General features: G+C 64.5%; 28 protein-coding genes, 2 tRNA genes and 1 pseudogene. 16 read left to right on the top strand and 15 right to left on the bottom strand.

The window, feature by feature from the left end:
- Positions 1 to 50 precede the first annotated feature (50 nt).
- The gene (locus EI171_RS25650; RefSeq protein WP_161535002.1) at positions 51 to 536 is read left to right on the top strand and encodes a DUF192 domain-containing protein; all 486 of its coding nucleotides are present in this window, start codon (positions 51 to 53) and stop codon (positions 534 to 536) included.
- Between the two features lie 74 nt (positions 537 to 610).
- Positions 611 to 687 (top strand) — tRNA-Pro (locus EI171_RS25645).
- A gap of 56 nt (positions 688 to 743) precedes the next feature.
- Here the strand turns inward: EI171_RS25645 and EI171_RS25640 are convergent.
- Positions 744 to 938 (bottom strand): RNA-binding protein, encoded by a 195-nt coding sequence (locus EI171_RS25640; protein ID WP_231166472.1) that lies wholly within the window; start codon positions 936 to 938, stop codon positions 744 to 746.
- Between the two features lie 1,071 nt (positions 939 to 2,009).
- Here EI171_RS25640 and EI171_RS25635 point away from each other — a divergent pair.
- Positions 2,010 to 2,204 carry a hypothetical protein gene (locus EI171_RS25635; RefSeq protein WP_028171330.1) on the top strand — a complete coding sequence of 65 codons (195 nt, stop codon included), beginning with the start codon at positions 2,010 to 2,012 and terminating at the stop codon, positions 2,202 to 2,204.
- 31 nt (positions 2,205 to 2,235) lie between these two features.
- Here EI171_RS25635 and EI171_RS25630 read toward each other — a convergent pair whose 3' ends face one another.
- A complete protein-coding gene (locus tag EI171_RS25630; RefSeq protein ID WP_028171331.1) occupies positions 2,236 to 2,634 on the bottom strand; it encodes a hypothetical protein in 399 nt (132 codons plus the stop codon).
- A 165-nt stretch (positions 2,635 to 2,799) separates the two neighbouring features.
- Positions 2,800 to 3,972 carry an OpgC domain-containing protein gene (locus EI171_RS25625; protein WP_011087185.1) on the bottom strand — a complete coding sequence of 391 codons (1,173 nt, stop codon included), beginning with the start codon at positions 3,970 to 3,972 and terminating at the stop codon, positions 2,800 to 2,802.
- A 257-nt stretch (positions 3,973 to 4,229) separates the two neighbouring features.
- Here EI171_RS25625 and EI171_RS25620 point away from each other — a divergent pair, with 257 nt between their 5' ends.
- The 4 genes from EI171_RS25620 to EI171_RS25605 all read left to right on the top strand — a co-directional run bounded on the left by EI171_RS25620 (position 4,230) and on the right by EI171_RS25605 (position 6,191).
- The gene (locus EI171_RS25620; RefSeq protein ID WP_028171332.1) at positions 4,230 to 4,535 is read left to right on the top strand and encodes an ETC complex I subunit; all 306 of its coding nucleotides are present in this window, start codon (positions 4,230 to 4,232) and stop codon (positions 4,533 to 4,535) included.
- A 279-nt stretch (positions 4,536 to 4,814) separates the two neighbouring features.
- On the top strand, positions 4,815 to 5,300 hold the full coding sequence (locus tag EI171_RS25615; RefSeq protein ID WP_161535001.1) for an Lrp/AsnC family transcriptional regulator: 486 nt from the start codon (positions 4,815 to 4,817) through the stop codon (positions 5,298 to 5,300).
- 52 nt (positions 5,301 to 5,352) lie between these two features.
- Positions 5,353 to 5,715: a DUF1428 domain-containing protein gene (locus tag EI171_RS25610; protein WP_161535000.1), complete on the top strand. Its 363-nt coding sequence runs from the start codon at positions 5,353 to 5,355 to the stop codon at positions 5,713 to 5,715.
- A gap of 185 nt (positions 5,716 to 5,900) precedes the next feature.
- Positions 5,901 to 6,191: a DUF3551 domain-containing protein gene (locus EI171_RS25605; protein WP_161534999.1), complete on the top strand. Its 291-nt coding sequence runs from the start codon at positions 5,901 to 5,903 to the stop codon at positions 6,189 to 6,191.
- Positions 6,192 to 6,291: 100 nt separating this feature from the next.
- Here the strand turns inward: EI171_RS25605 and EI171_RS25600 are convergent, their stop codons facing one another.
- Positions 6,292 to 7,320, bottom strand: a complete 1,029-nt coding sequence (locus EI171_RS25600; RefSeq protein WP_161534998.1) for an AraC family transcriptional regulator — start codon at positions 7,318 to 7,320, stop codon at positions 6,292 to 6,294.
- A 102-nt stretch (positions 7,321 to 7,422) separates the two neighbouring features.
- Here EI171_RS25600 and EI171_RS25595 point away from each other — a divergent pair, with 102 nt between their 5' ends.
- The 4 genes from EI171_RS25595 to EI171_RS25580 all read left to right on the top strand — a co-directional run bounded on the left by EI171_RS25595 (position 7,423) and on the right by EI171_RS25580 (position 13,196).
- On the top strand, positions 7,423 to 8,595 hold the full coding sequence (locus EI171_RS25595; RefSeq protein WP_038967131.1) for an isovaleryl-CoA dehydrogenase: 1,173 nt from the start codon (positions 7,423 to 7,425) through the stop codon (positions 8,593 to 8,595).
- Positions 8,596 to 8,670: 75 nt separating this feature from the next.
- The gene (locus EI171_RS25590; protein WP_161534997.1) at positions 8,671 to 10,275 is read left to right on the top strand and encodes a carboxyl transferase domain-containing protein; all 1,605 of its coding nucleotides are present in this window, start codon (positions 8,671 to 8,673) and stop codon (positions 10,273 to 10,275) included.
- Positions 10,276 to 10,279: 4 nt separating this feature from the next.
- A complete protein-coding gene (locus EI171_RS25585; RefSeq protein ID WP_161534996.1) occupies positions 10,280 to 12,283 on the top strand; it encodes an acetyl/propionyl/methylcrotonyl-CoA carboxylase subunit alpha in 2,004 nt (667 codons plus the stop codon).
- Between the two features lies 1 nt (position 12,284).
- Positions 12,285 to 13,196: a hydroxymethylglutaryl-CoA lyase gene (locus tag EI171_RS25580; RefSeq protein WP_161534995.1), complete on the top strand. Its 912-nt coding sequence runs from the start codon at positions 12,285 to 12,287 to the stop codon at positions 13,194 to 13,196.
- Between the two features lie 117 nt (positions 13,197 to 13,313).
- Here the strand turns inward: EI171_RS25580 and EI171_RS25575 are convergent, their stop codons facing one another.
- From EI171_RS25575 to EI171_RS25560, 4 genes and pseudogenes are all read right to left on the bottom strand, one after another.
- The gene (locus EI171_RS25575) at positions 13,314 to 14,240 is read right to left on the bottom strand and encodes a dihydrodipicolinate synthase family protein (protein WP_161534994.1); all 927 of its coding nucleotides are present in this window, start codon (positions 14,238 to 14,240) and stop codon (positions 13,314 to 13,316) included.
- Between the two features lie 74 nt (positions 14,241 to 14,314).
- Entirely contained in the window at positions 14,315 to 15,298 is a 984-nt protein-coding gene (locus EI171_RS25570) for a TRAP transporter substrate-binding protein (RefSeq protein ID WP_161534993.1), read from the bottom strand.
- A gap of 23 nt (positions 15,299 to 15,321) precedes the next feature.
- Positions 15,322 to 16,586, bottom strand: a pseudogene (locus tag EI171_RS25565) (TRAP transporter large permease).
- Entirely contained in the window at positions 16,586 to 17,194 is a 609-nt protein-coding gene (locus EI171_RS25560) for a TRAP transporter small permease (protein WP_161537077.1), read from the bottom strand. Before EI171_RS25560 ends, EI171_RS25565 begins: the two are co-directional and overlap by 1 nt.
- A 233-nt stretch (positions 17,195 to 17,427) precedes the next feature.
- Between EI171_RS25560 and EI171_RS25555 the strand changes: the two genes are divergently transcribed.
- Positions 17,428 to 18,120 (top strand): GntR family transcriptional regulator, encoded by a 693-nt coding sequence (locus EI171_RS25555; RefSeq protein WP_161534992.1) that lies wholly within the window; start codon positions 17,428 to 17,430, stop codon positions 18,118 to 18,120.
- A 99-nt stretch (positions 18,121 to 18,219) separates the two neighbouring features.
- Here the strand turns inward: EI171_RS25555 and EI171_RS25550 are convergent, their stop codons facing one another.
- Genes EI171_RS25550 through dctP form a run of 3 tightly spaced genes read right to left on the bottom strand, consistent with a single transcriptional unit; the run spans position 18,220 to position 21,148 of the window.
- A complete protein-coding gene (locus tag EI171_RS25550) occupies positions 18,220 to 19,578 on the bottom strand; it encodes a TRAP transporter large permease (RefSeq protein WP_011087200.1) in 1,359 nt (452 codons plus the stop codon).
- On the bottom strand, positions 19,575 to 20,129 hold the full coding sequence (locus tag EI171_RS25545) for a TRAP transporter small permease (protein WP_060912279.1): 555 nt from the start codon (positions 20,127 to 20,129) through the stop codon (positions 19,575 to 19,577). Before EI171_RS25545 ends, EI171_RS25550 begins: the two co-directional genes overlap by 4 nt.
- Positions 20,126 to 21,148 (bottom strand): TRAP transporter substrate-binding protein DctP, encoded by a 1,023-nt coding sequence (gene dctP / locus EI171_RS25540; protein ID WP_011087202.1) that lies wholly within the window; start codon positions 21,146 to 21,148, stop codon positions 20,126 to 20,128. The genes EI171_RS25545 and dctP overlap by 4 nt, the downstream gene beginning before the upstream one ends.
- Positions 21,149 to 21,459: 311 nt before the next feature.
- Here dctP and EI171_RS25535 point away from each other — a divergent pair, with 311 nt between their 5' ends.
- Positions 21,460 to 21,702 carry a pentapeptide MXKDX repeat protein gene (locus EI171_RS25535; protein ID WP_161534991.1) on the top strand — a complete coding sequence of 81 codons (243 nt, stop codon included), beginning with the start codon at positions 21,460 to 21,462 and terminating at the stop codon, positions 21,700 to 21,702.
- 125 nt (positions 21,703 to 21,827) lie between these two features.
- Here the strand turns inward: EI171_RS25535 and EI171_RS25530 are convergent, their stop codons facing one another.
- Positions 21,828 to 22,175 carry a DUF6481 family protein gene (locus EI171_RS25530; RefSeq protein WP_028171345.1) on the bottom strand — a complete coding sequence of 116 codons (348 nt, stop codon included), beginning with the start codon at positions 22,173 to 22,175 and terminating at the stop codon, positions 21,828 to 21,830.
- A gap of 261 nt (positions 22,176 to 22,436) precedes the next feature.
- On the opposite strand from EI171_RS25530, the gene EI171_RS25525 reads away from it, so the two are divergent.
- From EI171_RS25525 to EI171_RS25515, 3 genes are all read left to right on the top strand, one after another.
- Positions 22,437 to 22,673 carry a hypothetical protein gene (locus EI171_RS25525; protein ID WP_028171346.1) on the top strand — a complete coding sequence of 79 codons (237 nt, stop codon included), beginning with the start codon at positions 22,437 to 22,439 and terminating at the stop codon, positions 22,671 to 22,673.
- A 70-nt stretch (positions 22,674 to 22,743) separates the two neighbouring features.
- On the top strand, positions 22,744 to 22,986 hold the full coding sequence (locus EI171_RS25520; protein WP_161534990.1) for a hypothetical protein: 243 nt from the start codon (positions 22,744 to 22,746) through the stop codon (positions 22,984 to 22,986).
- A 183-nt stretch (positions 22,987 to 23,169) separates the two neighbouring features.
- On the top strand, positions 23,170 to 23,943 hold the full coding sequence (locus EI171_RS25515; protein WP_028171348.1) for a hypothetical protein: 774 nt from the start codon (positions 23,170 to 23,172) through the stop codon (positions 23,941 to 23,943).
- Between the two features lie 108 nt (positions 23,944 to 24,051).
- Here EI171_RS25515 and EI171_RS44895 read toward each other — a convergent pair whose 3' ends face one another.
- The 3 genes from EI171_RS44895 to EI171_RS25505 all read right to left on the bottom strand — a co-directional run bounded on the left by EI171_RS44895 (position 24,052) and on the right by EI171_RS25505 (position 25,285).
- Entirely contained in the window at positions 24,052 to 24,213 is a 162-nt protein-coding gene (locus EI171_RS44895; protein ID WP_202633013.1) for a hypothetical protein, read from the bottom strand.
- Positions 24,214 to 24,721: 508 nt separating this feature from the next.
- Positions 24,722 to 25,039, bottom strand: a complete 318-nt coding sequence (locus EI171_RS45825) for a hypothetical protein (protein WP_246740260.1) — start codon at positions 25,037 to 25,039, stop codon at positions 24,722 to 24,724.
- 169 nt (positions 25,040 to 25,208) lie between these two features.
- A tRNA-Arg gene (locus tag EI171_RS25505) sits at positions 25,209 to 25,285 on the bottom strand.
- Positions 25,286 to 25,615 lie beyond the last annotated feature (330 nt).

Below are 25,615 nucleotides of genomic sequence, written 5' to 3'. Positions count from 1 at the left end.
GACGGTCGCCGCGTAGGACTGTTCCATTCCCACGCCCTGAGTGCCATCCCATGAATCTTGATCGAAAGGCTGTCTGGTCCGTTGCGAAGGGCTGGCTTGCCGCCATCCTGCTCATCGCCGGCGTTGTCGTGGCGGGCGGACCTGTCCGCGCCGCGAGCTTCCAGCCGCTCGAGATCGTCACCAAAAGCGGCGTGCAGGTGTTCTCGGTGGAGATGGCAACGACCGAGGAGGAGAAGCAGACCGGCCTGATGTACCGCAAGGAGCTGGCTGACGGCAAAGGCATGCTGTTCGATTTCAATCCCGAGCAGGAAGTGTCGATGTGGATGAAGAATACCTATGTCCCGCTCGACATGATCTTCATCCGCGCCGACGGCCGCATCCTGCGCATTGCCGAGAACACCGAGCCGCTGTCGACCAAGATCATCTCGTCCAAGGGCCCCGCGCGGGCCGTTCTGGAGGTGGTGGCGGGAACGGCGCAGAAATACGGCATCCGCCCCGGCGACCGCGTCGGCCACCCGCTGTTCGGCGGCAAATAGAGCCATCCGATGGCGGCCTTTCCGGCCTTGCTGGCGCTTTGGGAAGCGTGTATCGACAGGGCTCGCCGGACATTCGGGGTATAGCGCAGCCTGGTAGCGCGGCAGTTTTGGGTACTGCAGGTCGTTGGTTCGAATCCAGCTGCCCCGACCAGTCCCTAGGTCGAACCTCCTTCATTTCCTTCGAAATTTCGACTTGCGGATCCCGGCTCAGAACAGCAGCCAATCGGCGAGGCGCCAGGCGATCCAGGCGAGGGCGCAGATCCAGCCCAGCATGACGATCCCGGCGACGCCGAGTCCGCAGAGTGCGAACAGCGAGTCTCCGGGCTCCGGCGCCTCGGAGAGTTTCTCGGTCGTATCGATCTGGCTCACAGCATCCCCCTTGCCTTGCGGCCCGTTGTTCATTGGTCTCTTCTCGCTCGACGAAATTCACCGACCGGGCTCCAGCTCACACGGACGTGAGACGCGATGACCGTCCGTCCATGGCGGGCGCGCGCTGATCGTTGGCGCTCGCCATGACCCCGGACGGATGGGAAGAAGCTGCAACGCGCCGCGCGGCGATTGGTTGCGGCCGTCCGGCGCGGAACATGCGTGCCGGATCGAACTTTCTCACGCGGCCAGCGCCTGCTTTGCAGACCCGGCGCGTTCGGCCTGAAGCCCTCGCGCTCGTTGCTTGCGCAGCCCGACTTCCGCGCGATTTTTCAAGGCATTGGCGCGGTCGGCCCGGCGCGGAATTACCAAGGATTCATCGAACCTTTGGCTGTCGCCATGGACATATGGATGTTGGGGATTTCAGCGCCCAATGCCTAACGGACGCCGCCAAGCGATAATACTCCGCTTGCGCGGCGTTGCGCTTTTCAAACGTCTTTTTTGCAGGCGTCGCGATCTTCAGACGTCGCGTTCTTCAGAATTGCCCAATCAGCTCGAGGCGTGCCAGCCGGGCGGAAACGGCACGAACGGCCAGACCATCTGGTTGTCGTTGGCGGCCCTTGGCGGTTCGTGAGCCGACGTCCTGACGGCCGGGACAGGCGGCGTCGATCGCACCGCCAAGCGCAGACATGCACACTGCAAATTCATTGTGGTCGCCCCAGCCAGTATGTCTTTTTTCAAAACGTCCGAGTCTTAAACCTTCGAGTCTTCAAAACTTCCGAGTCTTCCTCAAAATCCAAGTCGTCTTCAAATTCCAAGCTCTTTAAAAACGCGACGTCAGCTCAAATTGAATCGCGGGTCCCGAAAACGGCGCACTCGCTCTCAAATCGCGCAGGCATTGTAGAAAAACCGGCGCCGGCTTTCAACCAGCCCGGCCACCAGTTCGCGACTGGTAAGGTTGATGGGTTAGGTTAAGGGCGAGCGGTTGTTGCGGCCACTTTGGCGATCGTTATGAGATCGGTGCCGGCTCGCGATGGGCTGCCTGGAATTCGTGCTCATACAAGATCACAGTTCGTCGCGGCGCGCGTATCCTGTGAGTTCTGTGTCATGTCTTTCGATCGCAACTTAAAAACGGCCAGCCCGCAGTCGAGCTGGACCGAAATCTGGCACCTCTGGACCGTGATCGTGCCGCGCCGCTCGATCAACGGGCAGCTCGTTTACGGCAAGGTCTGGCGCCGGCACGACGGCCGCGACTGGATCTACAAGAAATTCACCGAGTTCGACAGCGAAGAAGCGGCCTGAAGCGATGCGATCGTAAATCGTCATCCCGCTTTCAGGTTGGTGCCTGCACGCGCGGCAGCGGCAATTTGAAGTGACGTTTCGCGTAAGCGACGATCTCGTTGTCGGAAGGATGGTCGGCCGTTTCCACTGCGGCAATCCGCTTGGCGACATCTGGCGCGTTGGCGCGGATGTGGCTGGCGAGCTCGGTCTTCGCGTTGGCCGGGCCGATGATCAGGACTTCGCCGGCATCGGCGAGGGCTTTGGTCACCTCAGCGTAGAACGTCTTGTCAGGCGCGGCATGGCCGCTGCCGATCTCATTGGCCTTGTGATGGAGATGACGCGTTGCCAGATGCGGATGCAGCGTGATTTCGTCGGAGCCGCTCAGGCCGAGATGGAAGATCCGGGCCTGCGTGTGGTCGATCCATACAATGGCGTGAAAATGAGAGGGCATGTGCTTGGCCTTGTCCGGGAGGAAGCGCCGACGTCGATGCGGCGGCGCGAGTCGCGGCGACACTAGTTCGGCCGGCGCCGGCCCTGGTTGACGCAGGTCAATCCAATCCCGGACGAACCGACAGCGGCGTCGGAACGGTGCGCCCGGACGAACGGGCGTCCCGGCTCAGGCGGCCTTCGTTGCGGGCGCCGGCTTGGACGGCGGGGGCTTCAGCGGCTTGTCCTGCCGCTTCGACCACGAGATGTAATACGCCACCGTCGTCATGATCGCGATGCCGGCGATGCTGACGAAGAGCTGCGCGAACAGCGAGCCCGAGCTCATCGACAGCTCGAAATGGCCGACGAAGGACAGGAACACGCCGACGCAGAACACCGCGAGCGATTGCTGGCCGCAGACGATCAAGGGATCGAACACCTTCCATTCCAGGCCCGGCCAGTCCTTCGGCACGAAGCGGATCACCAGGATCACGATCACGACGAAATGGATGAAGCGGTACGGCGCAAGGTTGGTCTTGTCGTTGGGGTTGAAGGCCGAGAACAGCCATTCCGGGAACATGCCGCCGATGGCGGGGAAGCGGCCGGCCATGGTCATGACCAGCGCGAACAGGAGATAGCCGAGGCAGAGCCACAGCGTGATCGGCGAATTGATCAGCGTCATCGAGCGCCGCGCGCCGCCCATCGCGCACCAGGCGCCGAACACGAACAGCACCTGCCAGGCATATGGATTGAAGTACCACTGGCCGGCCGGATAGGCGGTCAGGTTCCAGCCGAAATGGCGCGCGGCGAGCCACAGCACGATCGACAGCACCATCGTCAAATCGGGCTTGCGCAGCATGAACCACAGCACCGGCGGAAACAGTCCCATCAGCACGATGTAGAGCGGCAGCACGTCGAGATTGAGCGGCTTGAAGCGCAGGAACAGGCCCTGGCGCAGCGTCTCGGTGGCGTTGTCGACGAGGCCGGCGACGTTGAACTCGTTGATCATATCTGAATCGCCGAAGCGCAGCGCCAGATAGCTGATCGAGGCGATGTAGATCACGAACAGGATGATGTGGGCGACGTAGAGCTGCCAGACCCGCTTGGTCAGGCGCGTGGCGCCGACGATGAAGCCGCGCTCCAGCATCATGCGCGCATAGACGAAGGAGGCGGTGTAGCCGGAGATGAAGACGAACAGGTCGGCCGCGTCGGAAAAGCCGTAATTGCGCGTCGTGATCCAGTTCACGACGTTGTCAGGGATGTGGTCGAGGAAGATCGCCCAGTTGGCGACGCCGCGAAACAGGTCGAGCCGGAGGTCACGGCCTTTTTCAGGGAGCGTAGCGTTGATGTTCAGGAAGGCCATGCGACGGGAGCTCTCGGAGGGGATAGATGCGCTGATGTCGGCGAGGCAGTGCGGCCGGGCTGAATCCCGGCGCGGAAGGCGGGTACGGAATTGTCACGGTGCAGCATAATGACTATACCGTCGGTAAGGGTGTCCGGGGGGCCGGAATCACCGATCAGTTCCCGATCGGTGTCTCTATACTATCCCTGAGGTTTCCACCAACTGCCACCCTGACGCATCGAAATCGAACGAAAAGACGAAAAGGCCCGGACCACCCCATGACCGCACGCATTTTCAAGCCCGCCAAGAACGCGATGCAATCCGGCCGGTCCAAGACCCGGGAATGGCAGCTCGACTACGAGCCGGAGCAGCCGCGTGCGGTCGAGCCGCTGATGGGCTGGACCTCGTCCGGCGACATGAAGCAGCAGATCACGCTGCGCTTCGACAGCAAGGAAGAGGCGGTCGCCTATTGCGAGCGCAAGGGCATCGCCTACCAGGTCATCGAGCCCCAGGATTCGATCCGCCGGCCGGTCGCCTATGCCGACAATTTCTCGTTCCGGCGCGGCGAGCCCTGGACGCATTGAGGGGGCAGGTGGCTGCTCCGACTTCATACGACGCGACGTACTCGTCATGCCCGGGCTTGTCCCGGGCATCCACGTTTTGGGCCGCGTGAAAGAGCGTGGATGGCCGGGACATAGGCGAGCGGAAGCGACGCCGTCCTTCAGACGGCTATGCCCGGCCATGACGGTGGGGAGGTATCCCCCCGAACTCGATAGCGCCGCGCCCTTGGGGATGGCTCTTGGCACCAATTCCGCCTCATGCTTCGCTGGTCCCGGCATCACGGGATCAGGGTGAGGTGGGGGATGGCCGGGCGTGACCAGCTCGACGGCGTCGATCTGAAGATCTTATCCGAGCTGCAGCAGGACGGGCGGGTTCGCAACAACGAGCTGGCGCTGCGCGTCGGCGTGTCCGCGCCCAACTGCCTGCGGCGGTTGAAATCGCTGTTCAGCCGCGGCGTGATCCGGGCGGTGCGCGCCGTCATCGACGAGCGGCTGCTCGGCTATGAGGTGGTGTCGTTCGTCTCGATCCAGCTCGGCAGCCAGGCCCAGCCGGTGCTGGAGGCGTTCGAGGGCTCGATCGCCGCGATCCCGCGCATCCAGCAGTGCTGGCGGATTTCGGGCGACACCGATTATCTCTTGAAATGCGTCGCGCCGAGCGTCGAGAGCATGCGCCAGCAGCTGCTGCATTTCGCCGCGATGCCCGATGTGAAGAACGTCCGCAGCTTTCCGGTGCTGGGCGTCGCGAAGGACGTGCCGCTGCCGTTGCAGGAGGTTGCGGCGGCGGGATAGGAGATCGCTCCGCCGGTGTGAGGCTCACAGAGACTGCGAAGGAGCTGAAATCATGTATATCGCAGGCTTCGTCATTCCGGTGCCGGAGGACAAGATGGAGGCCTATCGCCGATGGGCGGAGAACGGCGCGGCGCTGTTCAGGGAATACGGGTGTCTGGAGATCGTCGAGTCCTGGGAGGACAACGTCCCCAGTGGCACGCACACCGACTTTCGCCGCGCCGTGAATGCGAAGGACGGCGAGAAGATCGTCTTCACCTGGCAGGTCTGGCCCGACAAGGCAACGCTCGAGGCCGCCGAAGCCGGGATGGGCGACGACAAGCGATTTGAGGCTGCGGGCGACATTCCGTTCGATCCGAAGCGTCTGATCCTGGGCTGCTTCAGGCCGATCCACGTCATGGGGCGCGAGGACCGGTAAGGGCGTCATAGTGGAACTATATATCTTAGTAACTCACATAAGTTTGACATGTGATTTGCGAAGCCCTGCAATGCGCCGGATCGTGATTGTCGGTCCCTGCGCGCTGCCTAGATGCAGGGTGTGAGCCTCAGCCTGCATCGCACGCTGGGGATGCTTTTGTGGGACCCTAAGCAGGAAAAGACATCATGACATCGACTTCGAAGACGATCGCAGCGTCTGCTGCGGCGCTGTGTGCGTCTGCGTTTTTTGTTCTGTCGGCACCGGCTGCGAAGGCCGACGATTACTGCATTACCAACGGCGCCCAGGCCGCTCACGGCTGCGGTTATCCGACGATGGAAGCCTGCCGGCAGGCGGCCGGCGGCATCGGCGGCTCGTGCTCGCAGGCCGGCGGCGCGAAGACCACCAACGACGCGCTCGCCTTCCAGCCGAAGCAGACGCAGTCGCGCACCAAGCCTCGTTCGGGCGCGCAAAACTAACGCCTGACGTCGAGACCGGATCCGGGACATTGCGGCCTCCGAGAGTGATCTCGGGGGCCGTAACTTATGACATGCAGACAACAATGCGCTTCGGCGCGCATCAGCGATACCTTCCGCGAAACTCGCGCGGTGAGGCGCCGGTCCAGCTGCGGAAGGCGCGGGAAAAACTCTTCTCGTTGCGGAAGCCGGCGATCTCCGCGATCCGCTTGATCGGGGTGCGGCCGCGCATCAACTCCTGCTTGGCGAGCTCGAATTTTGTCTCTTCCTTCAGATCGCGCAGCGAGGTCGCTTCCTCGCGCAGGCGCCGGTGCATGGTGCGGGTGGAGAGGGCCAGCTCGCTTGCGACATCCTCGGCGCCGAGACTGCGTCCGCGCGCATTGCGCAGCACGCGGCGCACGCGCTCGACCAGCAGCCGGTCGCGCCGATAGGGCAGCACGGTCAGCCGCAGCGCGCCCTTGAGCATGCTGTCGAGATCGGCCGGGCTGCGGGTCAGCGGCAGTGAAAGATAGTGCTTGTCGAACACGATGCGGGCGCCATCCGCATCAAAGCTCAAATGCCTGCAGAAGATCGTCGGATAGACCGAGACGTGGCCCGGCTCGGAATAGGGAAACTCGGCCGCACGCAGCGCGATCGCGGAATCGACGGCCCAGCAGGAGAAGCCGAGGACATAGCGGAGCAGGGTGACGAGGCAGAATTCGCGCAAGGGGCCGAGATCGCGCTGCTCGCGAAGGGAGATGGTCGCGGTCTCATCACCAAACGAGAGCTCGAACAGCACGTCCTCGGTCAGCAGGCGATGATGCCGGCACCAGCGCTTTAGCGCGACTTCGAGATTGGGGGCCGTGATCGAGGCGCGGCACAGCATGCCATAGGTTCCCCAAGGCAGCCGGCGCGAGAACCAGCCGAGCGCTTCGTCGTCGAGCTCGCGCATGGCGTGGCCGGCCAGCGCCTCGAACTGGGCCGCCGTCACCCGTCCGTCCTGGGATCGAACGAGATCCTCGGTGACCTGCCCCTTGCCCAATGCCTCGGCCGGATCCCGCCCGTAAACGGCATAAGCGGCAACCACGCCGCGGACGAAGGCGGCTGGGGTCATGGCGCGGCGGGGCGTCGCGGTTGCGGCTTGGAACGGCATGAAAAATCCTCGCCAAAGTTGGCGGAAAATGCAACCTTTTCGACCGCCAGGACGCCCGGGCGGGGGTAGGTTCGGACCCGACAAGAATACGGAGGAATCGCCTTGAACATCCCGAGCATCGATTTCGATCTGGGCGAAGACATCAGCATGCTGCGCGACACGCTGCGCGCCTTCGTGGAGGCGGAGATCGCCCCGCGCGCCGCCGAGATCGAGAAGGCCAACCTGTTCCCGGCGGATCTCTGGAAGCGCCTTGGCGACCTCGGCCTGCTCGGCATGACGGCACCGGAGCAATATGGCGGCTCCAACATGGGCTATCTCGCCCATATCGTCGCCATGGAGGAGATTTCGCGCGGGTCGGCAGCCGTGGGCCTGTCCTACGGCGCGCATTCCAACCTCTGCGTCAACCAGATCCGCCGCAACGGCAACGACGCGCAGCGCGAGCGCTATCTGCCAAAACTGATCTCCGGCGAGTATGTCGGCGCGCTGGCGATGTCCGAGCCCGGCGCCGGCTCCGACGTCGTCTCGATGAAGCTGCGTGCCGACAAGCGCGGCGACCGCTACGTGCTCAACGGCTCGAAAATGTGGATCACCAATGGCGGCGACGCGGACGTGCTGGTCGTCTATGCCAAGACCGATCCGGAGGCGGGCCCGCGCGGCATGACTGCCTTCCTCGTCGAGAAGGGCTTCAAGGGATTTACCCACGGCCAGCATCTCGACAAGCTCGGCATGCGCGGCTCCAACACCTATCCCTTGTTCTTCGACGAATGCGAGGTGCCGGCGGAGAACGTGCTTGGCAAGGTGGGCGAGGGTGTCAAGGTGCTGATGTCCGGCCTCGATTATGAGCGCACCGTGCTTTCGGGCGGCCCGCTCGGGATCATGGCGGCCTGCATGGACGCGGTGGTGCCCTACATGCACGAGCGCAAGCAGTTCGGCCAGCCGATCGGCGACTTCCAGCTGATGCAGGGCAAGCTCGCCGACATGTATGCGACCTGGCAGGCCACGCGCGCCTATGTCTATGCGGTCGGGCGCGCCTGCGACCGCGCCGACCACGCGCGGACCCTGCGCAAGGATGCCGCGGCTGCGATCCTCTATTCCGCGGAGAAGGCGACGTGGATGGCGGGCGAGGCGATCCAGGCGCTCGGCGGCGTCGGCTATACATCCGAATTTCCGGTCGGACGGCTGTGGCGCGACGCCAAGCTGTACGAGATCGGCGCCGGTACATCCGAGGTCCGCCGCATGCTGATCGGCCGCGAGCTGATGGCCGAGACGGCGTAGGTCCGGCGCACTTGGAATTGCCGTGGTCCCACCTGGCCGCGGCCTCTCACCAGATCACCAGAAACGCGGGACAACATGCCGCTCCATTCCAGCATCGATCCGTCTTCGTCAGACTTTGCGCGCAATTCCGAGGCCATGCGCTCCCTCGTCGCGGACTTGCGCGAAAAGCTCAGCCAGGTTGCGGGCGGCGGCGGCGAGGCCTCGCGCAACCGCCACACCTCGCGCGGCAAGATGCTGGCGCGCGAGCGCGTTGACCTGCTGGTCGATCCCGGGACCTCGTTCCTGGAGCTGTCGCCGCTGGCGGCCTACGGCCTCTATGGCGGCGACGTGCATTCGGCGAGCGTCGTCACGGGGGTGGGGCGCATCTCGGGCCGCGAATGCGTGATCGTCGCCAACGACGCCACCATCAAGGGCGGCACCTATTATCCGATGACTGTGAAGAAGCATCTGCGCGCGCAGGACATCGCGCGGCAGAACAATCTTCCCTGCGTTTATATGGTCGATTCCGGCGGCGCCTTCCTGCCGCTCCAGGACGAGATCTTTCCGGACGAGCGCCACTTCGGCCGCATCTTCTACAACCAGGCGCAGATGTCGTCGCAAGGCATCCCGCAGGTCGCGATCGTGATGGGGTCCTGCACCGCCGGCGGCGCCTATGTGCCGGCCATGTCGGACGAGAGCATCATCGTGCGCAACCAGGGCACCATCTTCCTCGGCGGCCCGCCGCTGGTGAAGGCGGCGACCGGCGAGGTGGTGACCGCGGAGGAGCTCGGCGGCGCCGACGTGCATTCGCGGCAATCAGGTGTGACCGATCACTACGCGCAGAACGACGCCCACGCGATCGGCATCGCCCGTCGCATCGTCGGCACCCTGAAGCCGTCGAGCCGGCCGAACCTCAACATGCATCCGCCGCGCGATCCGCTGTTCGCGGCCGAGGAGATCTACGGCGTGGTGCCGGTCGATGGCCGCAAGCCGTTCGACGTGCGCGACATCATCGCGCGCGTTGTGGACGGGTCGGAATTCGACGAGTTCAAGAAACTCTACGGCACGACGCTGGTGTGCGGCTTCGCCCATATCTGGGGCTATCCGGTCGGCATCATCGCCAACAACGGCATCCTGTTCAGCGAGAGCTCGCTGAAGGGGGCGCATTTCATCGAGCTGTGCTGCCAGCGCGGCATTCCTCTTGTTTTCTTGCAGAACATCACCGGCTTCATGGTCGGCAAGAAGTACGAGGCCGGCGGCATCGCGCGCGACGGCGCCAAGCTCGTGACGGCGGTTGCGACCGCCTCGGTGCCGAAATTCACCGTGGTGATCGGCGGCTCCTATGGCGCCGGCAATTACGGCATGTGCGGCCGCGCCTACTCACCGCGCTTTCTCTGGATGTGGCCGAACGCGCGCATCTCGGTGATGGGCGGCGAGCAGGCCTCGATGGTGCTGAGCCAGGTCCGGCGCGACAATATCGAGGCCAAGGGCGATAGCTGGTCCAAGGACGAGGAAGACAAGTTCCGCGAGCCCATCCGCGCGCAATATGAGAGCCAGGGCCATCCGTACTACGCGACCGCGCGTCTGTGGGACGACGGCGTGATCGACCCGGCCGACACCAGGCTCGTGCTCGGGCTTGGCCTCTCGGCGGCGTCGAATGCGCCGATCGAACCGACGAAATTCGGCCTGTTCAGGATGTGATGCGATGGACCGCTCAAAGCTCTACCGCCGTTTTCGCACCCTCCTGATCGCCAACCGCGGCGAGATCGCCTGCCGCGTCATTCGCACCGCCCGCGCCATGGGCCTGCGCACAGTCGCGGTCTATTCCGAGGCCGACCGCGACGCGATGCATGTCGCGCTCGCCGACGAGGCCGTACTGCTCGGCCCCGCGCGGGCGCGCGACAGTTATCTCAATGTCGAGCGTCTGATCGAAGCCGCGCGAAAGACCGGGGCGGAGGCCGTGCATCCCGGCTACGGCTTCCTGTCGGAGAATGCCGAGTTTGCGCATGCCTGCCTCGACGCGGGGCTGGTCTTCGTGGGGCCGACCGCCGGGATGATGACGGCGATGGGCTCGAAGTCCGGCTCGAAAGCGCTGATGGAGAAGGCGGGCGTGCCGCTGGTGCCCGGCTATCACGGCGAGGCCCAGGACGAGGCGACGCTGGCGAAGGCCGCGAACCAGATCGGCTTCCCGATCCTGGTGAAAGCGTCCGCCGGCGGCGGTGGCCGCGGCATGCGGATCGTGCGCTCGGCGACCGAGCTCGGGCCCGCGATCGTCAGCGCCAAGCGCGAGGCCAAGGCCGCGTTCGGCGACGACCGCATGCTGATCGAGAAATATGTCGACAATCCCCGCCACATCGAGGTGCAGATCATCGGCGACAGCCACGGCAATCTGCTCTCGCTGTTCGAGCGCGAATGCACGCTGCAGCGCCGGCACCAGAAGGTGATCGAGGAAGCGCCGTCGCCGACCCTCAATGCGGCACAGCGCGAGACGGTCTGCGCCGCGGCGCGAAAGGCGGCCGGCGCGGTGAACTATGTCGGCGCCGGCACAATCGAGTTCGTCTCCGACGGCAAGGACGTGTTCTTCATCGAGATGAACACGCGTCTCCAGGTCGAGCATCCCGTGACCGAGCTGATCACCGGAATCGACCTCGTCGAATGGCAGCTGCGCGTCGCCTTCGGCGAGGCGTTGCCGCTGCGGCAGGACGAGATCCGCCTCAACGGCCACGCGGTCGAGGCGCGCGTCTACGCCGAAAATCCGACCAAGAACTTCATGCCCTCGGTCGGAAAGATCTCGACCTGGCGGCTGCCCGCAGAGACCGGCGGCCTGCGCATCGACGCGGGCTATCGCGAGGGCGACAGCGTCTCGCCGTACTATGACGCGATGCTCGCAAAAATGATCGCCTGGGCACCGACCCGGGATGTCGCGATCGAGCGGCTGAACCGCGGACTGGAGGACTCCGACGTTCGCGGCATCGTCACCAATATCCCGTTCCTGTCGGCGCTGATCACGCATCAAAAAGTGCGGGCGAATGCGATCGACACCGGCTTCATCGAGCGCGAGCTGGCGGTGTTGACGCAGGCGACGCCTGCGCCCGGCGAGCTCGAGCTCTGCGCCGCGGTCGCCGCGATCGTGAACGACGAACGGCAGGCCGCGCAGGCAGAGGCGAATTCGCCCTGGCAGACGTTCGGCTGGATGCCGGTCGGCCGGCGTCAGCGCAGCTTTGCCTTCCGCGTTGGCCATGGGCCTGAGCAGAAGATCACCCTCAACTACGGCAGCGGGCCGTCGACGCTTGTGATCGGCGACCGCGAGCTGGCATTTGCGATCGCGCCGCGCGATGGCGGCTTCGATCTGACGCTCGACGGCGTCAAATCCCAGGTCGCCGCCGTGATCGACGGCCATGAGCTCTATTTGCGCACGCGCCACGGCCGCTTCGACCTGCATTGGGTCGATCCGTTCGGCGGCGAGACCGAGGAGCAGGCCGGCGCGGACAAGATCGCGGCACCCTTGCCGGGCACGGTCGTCGCCGTGCTGGCCGAGGAGGGCGCAACGCTGGAGAAGGGCGCGCCGATCCTCACCCTCGAAGTGATGAAGATGGAGCAGACGCTGCGGGCGCCCTATGCCGGCGTGCTGACGTCGATCAAGTGCAAGGTCGGCGACATCGTGCAGGAGGGCGTCGAGCTCGCCGTGGTCGAGCCTTCAGGAGAATGAGATGAGCGAGCCCGTCCGCATCATCGAGATGGGGCCGCGCGACGGCCTCCAGAACGAGAAGACGCCCGTGAGCGTCGAGGCCCGCATCGCCTTCGTCGAGGCGCTGGTCGGAGCCGGCCTCAATACGGTCGAGGTTGGCGCCTTCGTGTCGCCCAAGGCGATCCCGCAAATGGCAAGCTCCGATGCCGTGCTGCGCGGCGTGAGCCATATAACGGGTGCCGAATTCCACGTGCTGGTGCCGAACGAGAAGGGCTATGACGCCGCCCGCGCCGCGGGCGCGAAGGTGGTCTCGGTGTTCGCGGCAGCCTCCGAAGGCTTTTCGCGGGCCAACATCAACTGCACGGTCGCGGAGTCGATCGAACGGTTCAAGCCGGTGCTGGCGCGCGCCAAGACCGACGGCATCAAGGTGCGCGGCTACATTTCCTGCGTGCTGGGCTGTCCGTTCGACGGCGAGATCAAGCCGAAGGCGGTGGCCGATCTTGCTAGCACGCTGTGGGACCTCGGCTGCTACGAGATCTCGCTCGGCGACACCATCGGCGTCGGCACCCCGGCCAAGGCGAAGGAAATGCTGCGCGCCGTCAGCGCCAACATCCCCGCCGCCAACCTCGCGATGCACTTTCATGACACCTACGGCCAGGCGCTCGCCAATCTCTATGCCGGGCTGGAGCAGGGCGTCCGCGTCATCGATGCCGCCGCCGGTGGGCTCGGCGGCTGCCCCTACGCCCCCGGCGCGACCGGCAATGTCGCGACCGAGGATGTCGTCTACATGCTCGAAGGCATGGGTATCAGCACCGGCGTCGACATGGAGAAGCTGTTGGCGGCGACGAACGAGATGAGCGGCGTGCTGGGCAAGCCGCCCGTGAGCCGCGTGGCGTCCGCGCTGAATGCGAAGAAGAAGCGAACTACGTCCTAATTTTCGTAGGGTGGGCAAAGGCGCATAGCGCCGTGCCCACCATCTCTCCGCGATCGAATTTGGAAATGGTGGGCACGCTTTCGCTTTGCCCACCCTACGAGACAACGAAACGCGCGGTCAGGCCGCCTTCAGCCCGACATCCGGCAGACGCGGCCGGCTCTTGAGTGCCTTGACCATCATGGCCTCGACCTCGGCCTTCTCCTGCGGCAGCAGGGCGAGGCGCGGCGGACGGGTCAGCGCCGTGCCGCGGCCCATGATGTGCTCGCACAGCTTGATGCACTGGACGAGGTCCGGGCGCGCATCGAGATGCAAGAGCGGCATGAACCATTCGTAGAGCGGCATCGCCTCGGCATAGCGTCCCGCCTTGGCCAGGCGAAACAGCGTCTCTCCCTCGCGCGGGAAGGCGTTCGACATGCCGGAGACCCAGCCCACGGCGCCCATGGCGACGCTCTCGACGATGACGTCGTCGAGGCCTGCGAACAGCACGAAGCGGTCGCCGACCATGTTCCTTGTGTCGATGAAGCGGCGCGTGTCGCCGGAGGAATCCTTGAAGCAGACGACCGTCTCGACGTCGGCGAGCGAGGCCAGGATGTCGGGGGTGACGTCGTTCTTGTAGATCGGCGGGTTGTTGTAGAGCATCACGGGAAGGTCCGTCGCGGTGGCAACGGCGCGGAAATGCGCGGCGGTCTCGTGCGGCTTCGACGAATAGACCAGGGCCGGCATCACCATGACGCCGTCGATGCCGACGCGCGCGGCTTCCTTCGCCGTCTCGACCGCGAAGGCCGTGGTGAACTCGGCGATGCCGCACAGCACGGGCACGCGCCCGGCCGCGACGGATTTCGCCGTCTCCATGATCGCGACCTTCTCCTTGCGATCCAGCGACGTGTTCTCGCCGACGGAGCCGCAGACGATCAGACCGGAGACGCCGTCGCGGATCAGTCCGTCCATCACCTTCGCGGTCGCGTCGATGTCGAGCGAGAGATCGTCGTGGAATTGCGTGGTGACGGCCGGGAAGACGCCTTCCCAGGAAACGCGGCGGCTCATGGTCTAACTCCAAGTAAGTTTTGCCGGCGGGGGGCTGGGGCCGCCGGCTGTGGTGAAGAGGATGGCGGGCGGGATCAGAGCGTGGCGCCGACCTTGCGCAATTCGGCGAGGACCGGAGCCTTGGGCAGCCAGATCTTGTCGAACTCGGCAATGACCGCCTCGGTGTCGCCGGCCGGCACCTGGCGGATCGGGATCGACGCGTTCTTGAAGTTCTCGATCAGCGCGGGCTCGTTGCCGGCGAGCTCGTCGATCTGCGCGTCCAGCGTCGACTTGACCGTCTTGGCGATCAGCTCGCGGTCAGCTGCGGGGAGCGACTGCCAGACCCGGCCCGAGACCACTGCGGCCATCGGCATGAAGACGGCGTTCATCTGGAGGATCACCCTCGAGACCTTGTCGAAGCGCTGGTTCCAGGAGAATTCGAGATCGGCCTCGAGGCCGTCGACCTGGCCGTTGGCCATCGCGTCGAACACCTGCGGCGTCGGAATCGGCGTCGGCGCCGCGCCAAGCGAGGAATAGAAATCGCGATAGACCGGCGTCGGGTTGATGCGCAGCTTCATGCCCTTGATGTCGGCGAGCGAATTCAGGTCCCTGGAGGAGAACACGGCGCGCATGCCGGTGATGCCCCAGCCGAGCCCGATCGTGCCGGTCTCCTGCGGCAGCACGTCGAACAGCTTCACCGCCGCGGGATGCCGCACGAATTTCGCGACCGCCGGCGTCGAGCGGACGATGTAGGGCGCATTGATCGCGGCGATGTGCGGGACGCGCGAGCCGAGCTCGGCGGCCTGGATGAAGCCCATGTCGAGCGCGCCGGACTGCAATTGCTGCATCATCGCGGGCTCGTTGCCGAGCTGGCCGGAGTGGAACACGGTCAGCGTCAGCCGGCCGTTGGTGGCGGCCTTGAGCTCGTCGCCGAATTTGAGTGCGGCCTTGTTCCAGGAATGACCGTTCGGCGTGATCAGGCCGAGGCGGAATTCCTTGGCCTGGGCGAGCGCCAGCGACGGCGCGAACACCGATGCGGCTGCGCTGGCGGCGAGAAAGCGGCGACGTGAAAGCGGCATGGTCGGGCTCCTTTTGGACGGGCCTATTTGACGAGGATCAGCGAGAGCGAAGGGAAGAGCGAGAGCAGCACCAGCAGGACGCAGGAGATGACGAAGAAGGGCAGCGTCACCATGAACATCTTGCCGGGCTTGGCGCCGGTGACGGCGGCCGCGACGAAGAAGCAGAGCCCGACGGCGGCGACAACAGGCCGAGCACCAGGTTGATCACCACGACGACGCCGAAATGCCGGGGGTCGATGTGATAGACGTCGGTTGCGACCGGCAGCAGGATCGGCACCGTCATGATCAGGCCGGGTATGCCGTCGATGACAGTGCCGATCACCAGCAGGATGACGTTGCAGATCAGCATGAAGCTGATCGGGTCCTTGGCGGCCGACTGGATCCAGCCGGCGGTCTCCTGCGGCACCTTGCCGAAGATCAGGACCCAGGAGAACACCGCGGCGGCGGCGACGAGGAACAGCACGATGGCCGAATAGATGGCACTGCGCAGCATCATCTGCGGCAGCTGGGAGAACTCGAACTCTTTGGTCCAGTATTTTCCCACCAGCGCCGCGGCGACGGCGCCGACGGCTGCGGATTCCGTTGCGTTGGCGAGGCCGCCGAGGATGGTGCCGACGATGACGATCGGGATCAGCAGGGTGGGCGACGTCCGCAGGATCGTCATGACGCGCTGGCGCGGCGTCTGATAGTCGGCGCGGGGATAATTGTAGATGTATCCCATCAGCGCGATGACGAGGCAGAACATCACGGTCAGGATGACGCCCGGCACGATTCCGGCGATCAGCATGTCGCTGACCGAGACCTGCGCGAGAACGCTGTAGACCACGAACATCACCGAGGGCGGGATGATCGGCCCGAGCATGCCGCCATAGGCGGTGAGGCCCGCCGCAAAAGTCTTATCGTAGCCCTTCTTCTCCATCTCCGGCACCATGATCTGGGCCATGATCGCGACCTGCGCGGTCGCAGATCCCAGGATCGAGGAGATGAACATGTTGGCGAGGATGTTGACGTAGGCGAGCCCGCCCTTCAGCGAGCCGACGAAGGCCATCGCCATGTCGACGATGCGGCGGGTGATGCCGCCGCCGTTCATGATCTCACCGATCAGGATGAAGAGCGGAATGGCGATCAGGCCGTAGCTGTCGACGCCGCCGAACAGCTGGAGCGGATAGGACTGGAACAGCACCGGATTGCCGGATGCGGCGATGTAGACGAGGCCGGCGAGGCACAGGCAGAGCCCGATCGGCACGCCGACCAGCATGATCGCGACGAAGGCGGCAGACGTGATCATCAGTTGACCCCGTCGAGTTCGGAGAGCTGGAAGCCCCTCAGCGGCGTGCGCGGGACCAGCTCGAGATCTTCAAGTAGATTGGCGAGGCCGTGAATGGTCATCGACACCGCGAAGATCGGCAGCGTCAAATAGAGCACCCAGGTCGGCCAGTTCAGCGTCTGGGTGTGCTCGGTGTAGAGGAAGTTGAAGGTTTCGGCCGCGAGCTTGCGCCCGTCGAAGCCGGCGCGTGCGAGCCCGATCGGGTCCATCCAGAGCACGCAGGTGACGATCAGGGCGATGCCGAACACGACGACGAGACCTGTCGAGATCACTTTGGCGATCTTCTGGTGCTGCGGCGAAAGACGCTCCGTCAGCATCGTGACGGCGAAGTCCAGCCGCAACCGCGTCATGGCGGAGGCGCCGATGAAGGTCAGCCAGACCACGCAATAGACTGCCGATTCATCGATCCAGTAGATCGGGAAATGCGAGTAGCGGGTGACCACGTTCACCAGGATCAGTGCGGTGAGCAGGTACATCAGGCCCATCAGCGCCAGACGTTCGAAGGCCAGCAGTGCGCTCGAACCCCTGATCACAATCCACCGGGCGCTGAACGCGCTCGTATCCGGCATCGTCCCTTCGATCATCAAAGGCCCCAATCCCCCGTCAGAATTCTCGTGCCAAGGCAAAATGTATAATTTATACATTTTGGGTGTCAAACGGAGATTGCGGTCATTTCGGCGGCAGGACGCGCTTTTGCTGGGCACCTGGTTTTGTGGGGGGGCTGGCTTTTGCTGGCGCCCTCAACATGCAAGAGAGGGACCGCTTTCTGCCGGACGAGTCGCGAAGAAAGACGGAAGGTCAGATGAAACAGCCTCTGAAGCATCGCACCCTGTCGGCTGCGATCGTCGACCAGCTCCGGCAGGCGATCCTCGACGGCACCTATCCGGCGGGATCGCAATTGCGCCAGGATGCGCTTGGCGATGCCTACGGCGTCAGCCGCATTCCGGTGCGCGAGGCGCTGTTCCAGCTCGAGGCCGAAGGGCTGGTGCGCATTGTTCCGCAGAAGGGCGCCATCGTCTCGGAGCTGTCACTGGACGAGATCAACGACGTGTTCGACCTCCGCCGCATCCTGGAGCCGCGCTTGCTGGCGCAGTCGGCGCCGCGCTTCACCGCGGAGGATTTCGCGGGGCTCGACGACATCCACAAGAGTTTCGAGAAGGCGATCAAGGCGCGCAACGTCAGCGAATGGGGCCAGCTCAACGCCGACTTCCACATGGCGCTCTACGTCCACGCCGCGCAGCCGCGCACGCGCGCGATCGTGCTGTCGCTGCTCCAGACCAGCGACCGCTACACGCGCCTGCAGCTCTCCAACACCAAGGCGATGGGGACGGCCGAGAAAGAGCACGCCCACCTGATCGCGCTCTGCCGCGCGCAGAAGGTCGATGAGGCCTGCCGGTTTTTGGAGCGGCACATCGAGGCCGTGCGCAAGGATCTGTTGCAGGTCGTGGCCGGCAGCACGATCGCGCCGAAATCACGGCGGAAGGAGAAATCGTAGGGTGGGCAAAGGCGCATAGCGCCGTGCCCACCGTCTAGGCGTCGTACATTCTGGTGGGCACGCTACGCTTTGCCCACCCTACGGAAGTTGCGATTGCCGCTACCTGCTCCCGTCCGGCCCCATCACGAGATCCGGCAGCGCGGTCGATATCCCCGGCACGAAGCACAGCAGCAGCACGGCGAGCATCATCAGCAGCACGAAGGGGAGGGTGCCCCAGATCACCTCGCTGAGGGGAATATCGGGCGCGACGTTGCGGATGACGAAGATGTTCAATCCCACAGGTGGGTGGATCAGCCCCATCTCCATCACGATGGTCATGACCACGCCGAACCAGATGATGTCGAAGTTCGCGGCGCGTAAGGGCGGCAGGATGATCGGCGCGGTCATCAGGATGATCGAGACCGGCGGCAGGAAGAAGCCGAGCACGACGACCATGACGAGGATCGCGAACAACAGGCCCCAGCGCGGCAGGTGCATCGCGACAACGGATTCGGCGACCGATTGCGAGATGTGCAGATAGCTCATCACGTAGGAATAGAGCAGCGACATGCCGATGATCATCATCAGCATGGTCGATTCCCGGATCGTCGACTTCATGATCGGCGCAAGGTCGCTCGGCCGCCACACGCTGTAGATCGCGGCGATCAGCCCCAGCGCGAGGAGGCCGCCGAGGCCGGCGGTCTCCGACGGCGTGGCATAGCCGCCATAGAGCGCGATCATGACGCCGGTGAGCAGAAGCACGAACGGGATCACACGCGGCAGCACGCTGAAACGCTCGGCCAGCGTGTACTCGTCGCGGGCGAGAATTGCGGCTTCCGGTCCGCCTTTCCTGTAGATGGCCTCAGCGGCTGCATATTCCCGGCGGAAGCGGATCACGGCATAGGTGCCGAACAGGGACACCAGCAGCAGGCCCGGCCCGATGCCGGCGAGGAAGAGACGCCCGAGTGACTTTTCCGCCGCGACCGCGAACAGGATCATGGTGATCGAGGGCGGCAGCAGGATGCCGAGCGTGCCGCCGGCGGCGATGATGCCCGCGGCAAAGCCGCCGGAATAGCCGCGCTTGCGCATCTCGGGGATGCCGGCCGAGCCGATTGCCGAGCAGGTCGCTGGGCTCGAGCCCGCCATCGCCGCGAATAGCGCGCAGGCGAACACGTTGGCGACGCCGAGCCCGCCGGGGACGCGATGCAGCCAGGCATGCAGGGCCAAATAGAGATCCTGGCCGGCACGCGACTTGCCGATCGCCGCGCCCTTCAGGATGAAGAGCGGGATCGACAGCAGCGTGATCGAGGCCATTTCCTCGTAGACGTTCTGCGTCACCGTATCGAGGGAGGCCGACGGCATGTAGATGCCCATGAACACGACCGCGACCGCGCCAAGTGCGAAGGCGATCGGCATGCCCGAGAACATCACGACCAGCGTCGCAATCGCGTAAGCTAGGCCAATACCGAAAACGCTCATGGACGCCTGGCTCCTGCGAAAGGCAGCGCAAGCTGCACGAGAATTTGGACGCAGAGCAGGCTCATGCCGAGCGCCATCAGCGAATAGGGAATGGCGAGTGGCGGCGACCACATCGAGTTCGAGACCTGGCCGTCGACATAGGCCTCATGGGCCAGCGTCCAGGATTTCCATGTGAAGAAGGCGCAGAACATGAATGTCGCGGCATCGACCAGCCAGAGCCTGATCCGGTTCGCCAGCGGCGAGAGCAGGCCGACGAAAGCCTCGATGCCGATATGACCGCGGTTCTGCTGCACATAGGCGGCCGTCATGAAGGTCGCGCCGACCAGCAGGAACACGGCGGCCTCGTCCTGCCAGTAATTGGCGGCCTTGAACAAGGCGCGGCTCAGCACGCTGTAGCTCAGGATGGCGCAGGCCGCGACCAGCGCGATCGCCGCGAACACGACGATGATGCTGTTGAGGATGGCGAGACCGCGATCGATCGCCGCCGCAAGGCCGGTCCTTGCGGCAGCGTTGGCCTGGTCGTCACGATCCGGAAGCGGACCGTGGCTCATGCCGCGACGTCGGTGGCGAGCTTGAGCAGGTTCGCGGCGGTCGCGGTCTTGGCGCCGTAATCCTTCCACGCGGTGTCGCGGGCGATGTCGCGCCACTTTCCGACGGTCGCGGCATCGAGCACCGAGACCTTGGCGCCGGCCTTCTCGTAGACCTTTGCGACCTCGACGTCGTCGTCCTGCGCGCCCTTGCGGCCGAAGACTTCGAGCTCGGCGCCAACCGCGAGCAGCACGTCCTGCTGGTTCTTCGGTAGCTTGTCGAAGATCGCCTTCGACATCATCAAGGGCTCGAGCATGAACCAGTAGGAAGCGCCCGCGCCCGAGGTCAGCGACTTCGCGACCTCTTCGAGCCGGAACGAGATCAGGCTGGTGGAGGAGGTGAGAGCGGCGTCGCAGGCGCCGGTCTGCATCGCCGCGTAGATTTCGTTCGAAGGCACCGACAGCACCGAGGCGCCGGCGGTCTGGAGCACCATGTCCATCTCGCGCGAGCCGCCGCGCACCTTCATGCCTTTGGCGTCTTCAGGCGCGACGATAGGCTTGGAGCGGCTGGCGAGGCCGCCGGCCTGCCACACCCAGGTGAGCAGGATGATGCCCTTGTCGGCGAGGAAGTCGGAGAGCGCCTTGCCGACCGGCTCCTTCTTCCAGCGCATGCCCTGGTCGTAGGTGGTGACGAGGCCCGGCATCAGGCCGATATTGGTCTCCGGCAATTCGCCGCCGGCGTAAGGCATCGGATAGAGCGAGATATCGAGCGCGCCCTTGCGCATCGCGGAGAACTGCGCGTTGGTCTTGATCAGCGAGGAGTTCGGATAGATCTCAGCGGCAATGTCGCCATTGCTGCGCTTGGCGACTTCGGCGGCGAACATGCGGCAGAGCCGGTCGCGGAAATCGCCCTTGTCGATGGTGCCGCCCGGGAATTGGTGCGAGATCTTCAGCGTGGTCGCGGCATGCGCGGTGCCAGTGCCGAAGCGGAGAATGGCGGGTGCCGCGACGGCGGTCGCGAGCAGGTGGCGGCGCGTGAGCATGGTGTGATTCCCTTGGACGGTTCTTGTTTGGTGTGATTTGGGTCAGGCCTTGTGAGACCGGTGCCTGGGCCCATCCTAGCCGGTCTTTCGCCCGATGTTCTCTCATCTGATAGTTCGAGACCGAATGCCGCGGCAAGTGTCGGCCGTGCTGCGCTGCACACTTTTGGTCCTCCTAGGTCAGGCGGAACGAGGGACGGCGGCGGCGCGCAGAAATTTATCAGCGACCGCGTAACAACGCCGCGTGGCAATCCGTCGAGATTGAATAGCGGCGTCCGTCGCTGACAAACACCATCTCGAAGGGAAGACCAATCATGACCATTCGCACCCGCATCGCGCTCGGCGTCTCGGTTGCCGCTCTCTCGCTTGGCCTCGCACTGTCGCCGGCCGCCTTTGCCCAAGACAAGATGGGCAAGGAGGACGGCATGATGAAGAAGGACACCATGTCCAAGGAAGGCATGAAGAAGGATGCCATGACCAAGGACGACGGCATGAAGAAGGATCACATGTCGAAGGACGGGATGAAGAAAGACGACGGGATGATGAAGAAGAACTGATCTTCCATCGTCGCGGGAGGCGTTTGCGCAAGGCAGACGCGCGCTCTCGAAAGTCCGGGGCGGTCCCGCGGACCGCCCCGGAGCGATGTCTCAGTTCAAGTTCAACTGAATGTGACTTGTGAACGTTACTTGCGCTTGGCCTTGCGGGCGGCGTAACGGGCGTCGCGCTTGGCCTTCTGTTCGGCCTCGAGCGCAGCCGCTTGGGCGGCCGCTTCCTCGGCCTCACGCGCAAGTCGCGCAGCTTCCGCGGCCTTGGCTTCTTCCTCAAGGCGCTTCTGCTCGGCCTTTTCCGCCTCGCGCGCAGCTTTTGCCTCGGCGCGCTTGGCCGCGAGCGCCTCACGCTCGGCACGCTTCGCCGCAACCGACGGATCATCCGGTCCCGGTTGGGATTTGAATTTGTTCAAAAGATTTTTGCGGGCGTCCTGCGCCGCCTTTTGCCGGTCTGCGAAACCTGGTTCCCTGAATCCACTCATCGACGAGCCTTGTCTTCCTCGCTTTCGACCCTACATCACTGCGTGTTGGTACGTCGGCTGGGCATAGCAGGCGCCACGCGACGCAGATGCGTGTACATCGCCGCGCGTCGCAACGCCACCCAAATCGCAGCCGACCAGGTAGACGAAAATCGCCTCCCGACGATCCTCGTAGCCCGGAAAAACTGCCGAATTGTGATGTCCCTCATAAGGGAGCACGCGGAGCGGCGCCTAGCGTCCGCGCCAACGAGAGGGAGCACGGGCATGATGATCTTCCGATTGAGCCTGAAGGCGCTCGCAATCACCGTCGCTGTCGCCGCCTTGGCCGGCGCCGCGTTCCTGCTCGCCCGTCCGCAGCCGATCGAAAGTGCCGTCCTGGGCGCCGACTGGGAGTGCAGCCAGACCGCGTTCGTGCTCACGACTTGCGCACCACGCGTCCGTGAGGCGATCCCCGCGGTCGAAACCTCGCGCAAGGATGCGATCCGGGCGACCCGAGGCTGAACCGGAACTTGCGATGTGACGCGACGCCGCAGAGGTGTTAAAGCCGGCTCGCCTCCGTGATCATCCCGTCATGACCAAGTCCGAGTCTGAGCCCAAGCCCGAACCCAAGCCTGAACCGGTTGACGGGCCAAAATCCCCGCCAAGACCTCAATCCGGTGACAACCGCCGCGGCGCGGTCGCCGGCCTGATCATCGCGATCGTGATCCTCGGGGTCGGCTGGTGGCTGGCCCGCGATCTCACCGCCGCCAGCAAGATGCAGGACTGCCTGATGTCGGGGCGAAGCAATTGCAACGTGATCGAGCCGGCCCGCTAGAAGTCCTCCAACGCTGTCCGCTGCAGCTCTTTGGACCGAAAAATCGCCGTGATCTTAATCATTTGTAACGGGACTTCGCCGATCAGGCAGGTCAGTTATGTCAGCCGGCATCAGCCCAGCGCGCGGCGAATCGTCTATCGCGCTGGGACCACGGCAATCGAAAGAGTAGGGGGGCAAGCACGCATGAGTGCGTCCAGCAGCAAGAAGATCATCATTCCCTTGGTTTCGGCCATGTCTTTGCTCGCGCTCTCGGCGCAGGCGCAGGAAGCCAGGCCACCGAGGGACGCCGGCCAATTTCCGGCAGCGCCAGCTCCGGGCTTACCGTCCCAGAACAATCAGAACATGCGCAAGGGCCCGCCGCCGCAGCAGGCGGCCCGGCCTGCGCCGCAGCCCGGCGGCCAGCCCCATGCGGGCCCCGGGGCCGGTCCGCACAATGCGGGCGGCCCGCCGCCCGGACGTAACTACGCCAGGGGGCCCGCACCGGCGCGCGACTGGGGCGGACACGCCTATCGCGGCCACGTCGCCTGGGATGGCGGGCGCTGGCGCCACGAGGTCCACAACGGCCGCTCCGGCTGGTGGTGGGATGTCGGCGGCGTCTGGTACTATTATCCGCAGCGGATGGCCGGTCCGCCCGGCTATATCTCTGAGGAATATTACGACGACGTGCCGGTGGCTTACGCCCCGCCGCCGGTTGCCTACGAACCGCCGCCTCCGCCGCCGCCGGCCGATCCCGGCGCGAGCGCGCTTGGCGGCGCCATCGTCGGCGGCGTGCTCGGCGGTCTGCTCTCGGGCAACGCGACGGGCGCGGCCGCGGGCGCTGTGATCGGCGGCGCCACCGGCGCGATCGCCGGTGCTACGGCTGCCTCGCGTCCCGGCTACTACCTGGCCGAGGGCAATTGCTACTACCGCTATCCGAGCGGCCAGTATGTGCAGGCCGATCCTCGCGCGTGTTACTGAGGTCCAGGCAGCTCTGAAACGAAGAGGCGGGCGAAAGGCCCGCTTCTTTTTTACCTGGGTTTGTCATCTTTGCGTGGCGCCGCGGCGGAACGACTGATTGCCGCGCGCCTACGACACCAGCCAGGTCATGAACGCCATGAGGCCCCAGACCAGGCCCGCGATCCAGGCCAGCATCACGATGCCGATGGTCGCAAGAAAGGTGACGCCGAACACGTCGGACCTTTTTCGCGGTGTGGGGACGTGAGCCTCGGCTGCTGCTTCTCGTGTCATGACCGCAAGACCACCTCTGCCTTCTCCCGCCTTTGGGAGCGCTGAGATGTTCTAGCCGAGACGCCGGGCGCAGGCTGTGACGCAATTCACATCCGTCCGAATGACGGCGAGTCTCACGGTTTCGTGCGGTATGGGCGTCGCACGGTCGCCGTGGGGCGCTTTAAAACCGCGGGTGCAGTTTCATATCAGGTGCAATTGAAGCGTGTGGAAAACGCTCACGACAACGCTGATTATCCGCAATCATACGGACGAAATTGCCATGCACTTGTCCAGATCGGACGGCTAGAATCCGCCCATGTGTAACAAGTACGATCCACAGCACGAAGCCGAGGCGGCAATGAAGCGCGCCGCGGCATCAGAAGGCCCGGACCGGCAGAGACTCATCGAGCTCGCCATTGCCTGGCATCAGCTGGCACGCGACCGGCGCGACGATGAACCGACGGAATAGTCGGATCGAGCCGACGACTGTCGGCCGAATCCTTGAGCCTGCGATCCACCGCAAGCGACGTTACACGCCGCGATCGATTCCTACCGGTTTCGACCCGTGCTCGTAATCCTGGAAGCATGGTCGATCCGCCGAACGGCGATTCTGGTCGCTCCCGCCCGCCAGCGAACGAACGGCGAAGGCCAGCTGATGCTGGCTCGCCGCGACGTTCATAATGGAAGCTTGGGCCGCCGCGAGGTGTCTTGCGATCCCGCCGGAGTTCAAGTCCACGCCCGCATCGATCGCCAGAAACGACATTGCGCCGACGGCAATTCCGGACGCGACAGCCATTCTTGTCCATTCAGATGACGGCATCACAAAACCTTCGACACCTTTCTGCATGCCGGATAGGTAGGATTCTCTCGCCGCCTGGACAGGCCCGCGCACGCTTTGTTGAAGTGCGCTGGATCTGCAAATCACGCCGCCACAGAGATCGCGGGCCGGGGTGATTTCTGGCTCTCGTCGGCTCGGCTCAGCCCGAACGAAGCCGATCCGCACGGAGAGTTAAGACTGGCGATCCCAGCAGGACTCGAACCTGCAACCCGCGGAGTAGAAATCCGCTACTCTATCCAGTTGAGCTATGGGACCGTCTTGAGGCCGCTCTTGAGCCGGCCTCGGCTACCGTCTGCCGGTCTTCTATCACGCCAAATATGAAAAATCCGCACGTCCGCCAAGCCTGAACCGAACCGTTTTCCTCAATGGCGCGACAAAACGGAACGGTGGGGTGTCAGGGTGCCGGGTTGAGCGGCAGCGGACCGGACGATGGATTACATCGCCGGGAACGCTGAACAGCTTCCGGGACACGGCCGCCGGTCGACCGGCTAGATATTGCTGCGCCATCAGGACGGCGTGCGCGGCGGTATCTTGATCGGTCTCCTCTGGGCCTGCCTTGTCATGGCGAATGCGACGTTTTGCACC

Origin of the sequence: Bradyrhizobium sp. LCT2, from assembly GCF_009931255.1 — a bacterium.
In the GTDB taxonomy this organism is placed as follows: Bacteria; Pseudomonadota; Alphaproteobacteria; order Rhizobiales; family Xanthobacteraceae; genus Bradyrhizobium; species Bradyrhizobium diazoefficiens.
Note: the sequence above shows the minus strand (reverse complement) of the source record. Positions and strands in the feature narration are given on the sequence as shown.

What these genes read in the sequence shown, in the direction of transcription:
- EI171_RS25650 (WP_161535002.1), top strand. Translation starts at nt 51, where the DNA reads ATGAATCTTGATCGAAAGGCTGTCTGGTCCGTTGCGAAGGGCTGGCTT.
- EI171_RS25640 (WP_231166472.1), bottom strand. Translation starts at nt 938, where the DNA reads ATGAACAACGGGCCGCAAGGCAAGGGGGATGCTGTGAGCCAGATCGAT.
- EI171_RS25635 (WP_028171330.1), top strand. Translation starts at nt 2,010, where the DNA reads ATGTCTTTCGATCGCAACTTAAAAACGGCCAGCCCGCAGTCGAGCTGG.
- EI171_RS25630 (WP_028171331.1), bottom strand. Translation starts at nt 2,634, where the DNA reads ATGCCCTCTCATTTTCACGCCATTGTATGGATCGACCACACGCAGGCC.
- EI171_RS25625 (WP_011087185.1), bottom strand. Translation starts at nt 3,972, where the DNA reads ATGGCCTTCCTGAACATCAACGCTACGCTCCCTGAAAAAGGCCGTGAC.
- EI171_RS25620 (WP_028171332.1), top strand. Translation starts at nt 4,230, where the DNA reads ATGACCGCACGCATTTTCAAGCCCGCCAAGAACGCGATGCAATCCGGC.
- EI171_RS25615 (WP_161535001.1), top strand. Translation starts at nt 4,815, where the DNA reads ATGGCCGGGCGTGACCAGCTCGACGGCGTCGATCTGAAGATCTTATCC.
- EI171_RS25610 (WP_161535000.1), top strand. Translation starts at nt 5,353, where the DNA reads ATGTATATCGCAGGCTTCGTCATTCCGGTGCCGGAGGACAAGATGGAG.
- EI171_RS25605 (WP_161534999.1), top strand. Translation starts at nt 5,901, where the DNA reads ATGACATCGACTTCGAAGACGATCGCAGCGTCTGCTGCGGCGCTGTGT.
- EI171_RS25600 (WP_161534998.1), bottom strand. Translation starts at nt 7,320, where the DNA reads ATGCCGTTCCAAGCCGCAACCGCGACGCCCCGCCGCGCCATGACCCCA.
- EI171_RS25590 (WP_161534997.1), top strand. Translation starts at nt 8,671, where the DNA reads ATGCCGCTCCATTCCAGCATCGATCCGTCTTCGTCAGACTTTGCGCGC.
- EI171_RS25585 (WP_161534996.1), top strand. Translation starts at nt 10,280, where the DNA reads ATGGACCGCTCAAAGCTCTACCGCCGTTTTCGCACCCTCCTGATCGCC.
- EI171_RS25580 (WP_161534995.1), top strand. Translation starts at nt 12,285, where the DNA reads ATGAGCGAGCCCGTCCGCATCATCGAGATGGGGCCGCGCGACGGCCTC.
- EI171_RS25575 (WP_161534994.1), bottom strand. Translation starts at nt 14,240, where the DNA reads ATGAGCCGCCGCGTTTCCTGGGAAGGCGTCTTCCCGGCCGTCACCACG.
- EI171_RS25570 (WP_161534993.1), bottom strand. Translation starts at nt 15,298, where the DNA reads ATGCCGCTTTCACGTCGCCGCTTTCTCGCCGCCAGCGCAGCCGCATCG.
- EI171_RS25560 (WP_161537077.1), bottom strand. Translation starts at nt 17,194, where the DNA reads ATGCCGGATACGAGCGCGTTCAGCGCCCGGTGGATTGTGATCAGGGGT.
- EI171_RS25555 (WP_161534992.1), top strand. Translation starts at nt 17,428, where the DNA reads ATGAAACAGCCTCTGAAGCATCGCACCCTGTCGGCTGCGATCGTCGAC.
- EI171_RS25550 (WP_011087200.1), bottom strand. Translation starts at nt 19,578, where the DNA reads ATGAGCGTTTTCGGTATTGGCCTAGCTTACGCGATTGCGACGCTGGTC.
- EI171_RS25545 (WP_060912279.1), bottom strand. Translation starts at nt 20,129, where the DNA reads ATGAGCCACGGTCCGCTTCCGGATCGTGACGACCAGGCCAACGCTGCC.
- dctP (WP_011087202.1), bottom strand. Translation starts at nt 21,148, where the DNA reads ATGCTCACGCGCCGCCACCTGCTCGCGACCGCCGTCGCGGCACCCGCC.
- EI171_RS25535 (WP_161534991.1), top strand. Translation starts at nt 21,460, where the DNA reads ATGACCATTCGCACCCGCATCGCGCTCGGCGTCTCGGTTGCCGCTCTC.
- EI171_RS25530 (WP_028171345.1), bottom strand. Translation starts at nt 22,175, where the DNA reads ATGAGTGGATTCAGGGAACCAGGTTTCGCAGACCGGCAAAAGGCGGCG.
- EI171_RS25525 (WP_028171346.1), top strand. Translation starts at nt 22,437, where the DNA reads ATGATGATCTTCCGATTGAGCCTGAAGGCGCTCGCAATCACCGTCGCT.
- EI171_RS25520 (WP_161534990.1), top strand. Translation starts at nt 22,744, where the DNA reads ATGACCAAGTCCGAGTCTGAGCCCAAGCCCGAACCCAAGCCTGAACCG.
- EI171_RS25515 (WP_028171348.1), top strand. Translation starts at nt 23,170, where the DNA reads ATGAGTGCGTCCAGCAGCAAGAAGATCATCATTCCCTTGGTTTCGGCC.
- EI171_RS44895 (WP_202633013.1), bottom strand. Translation starts at nt 24,213, where the DNA reads ATGACACGAGAAGCAGCAGCCGAGGCTCACGTCCCCACACCGCGAAAA.
- EI171_RS45825 (WP_246740260.1), bottom strand. Translation starts at nt 25,039, where the DNA reads ATGCAGAAAGGTGTCGAAGGTTTTGTGATGCCGTCATCTGAATGGACA.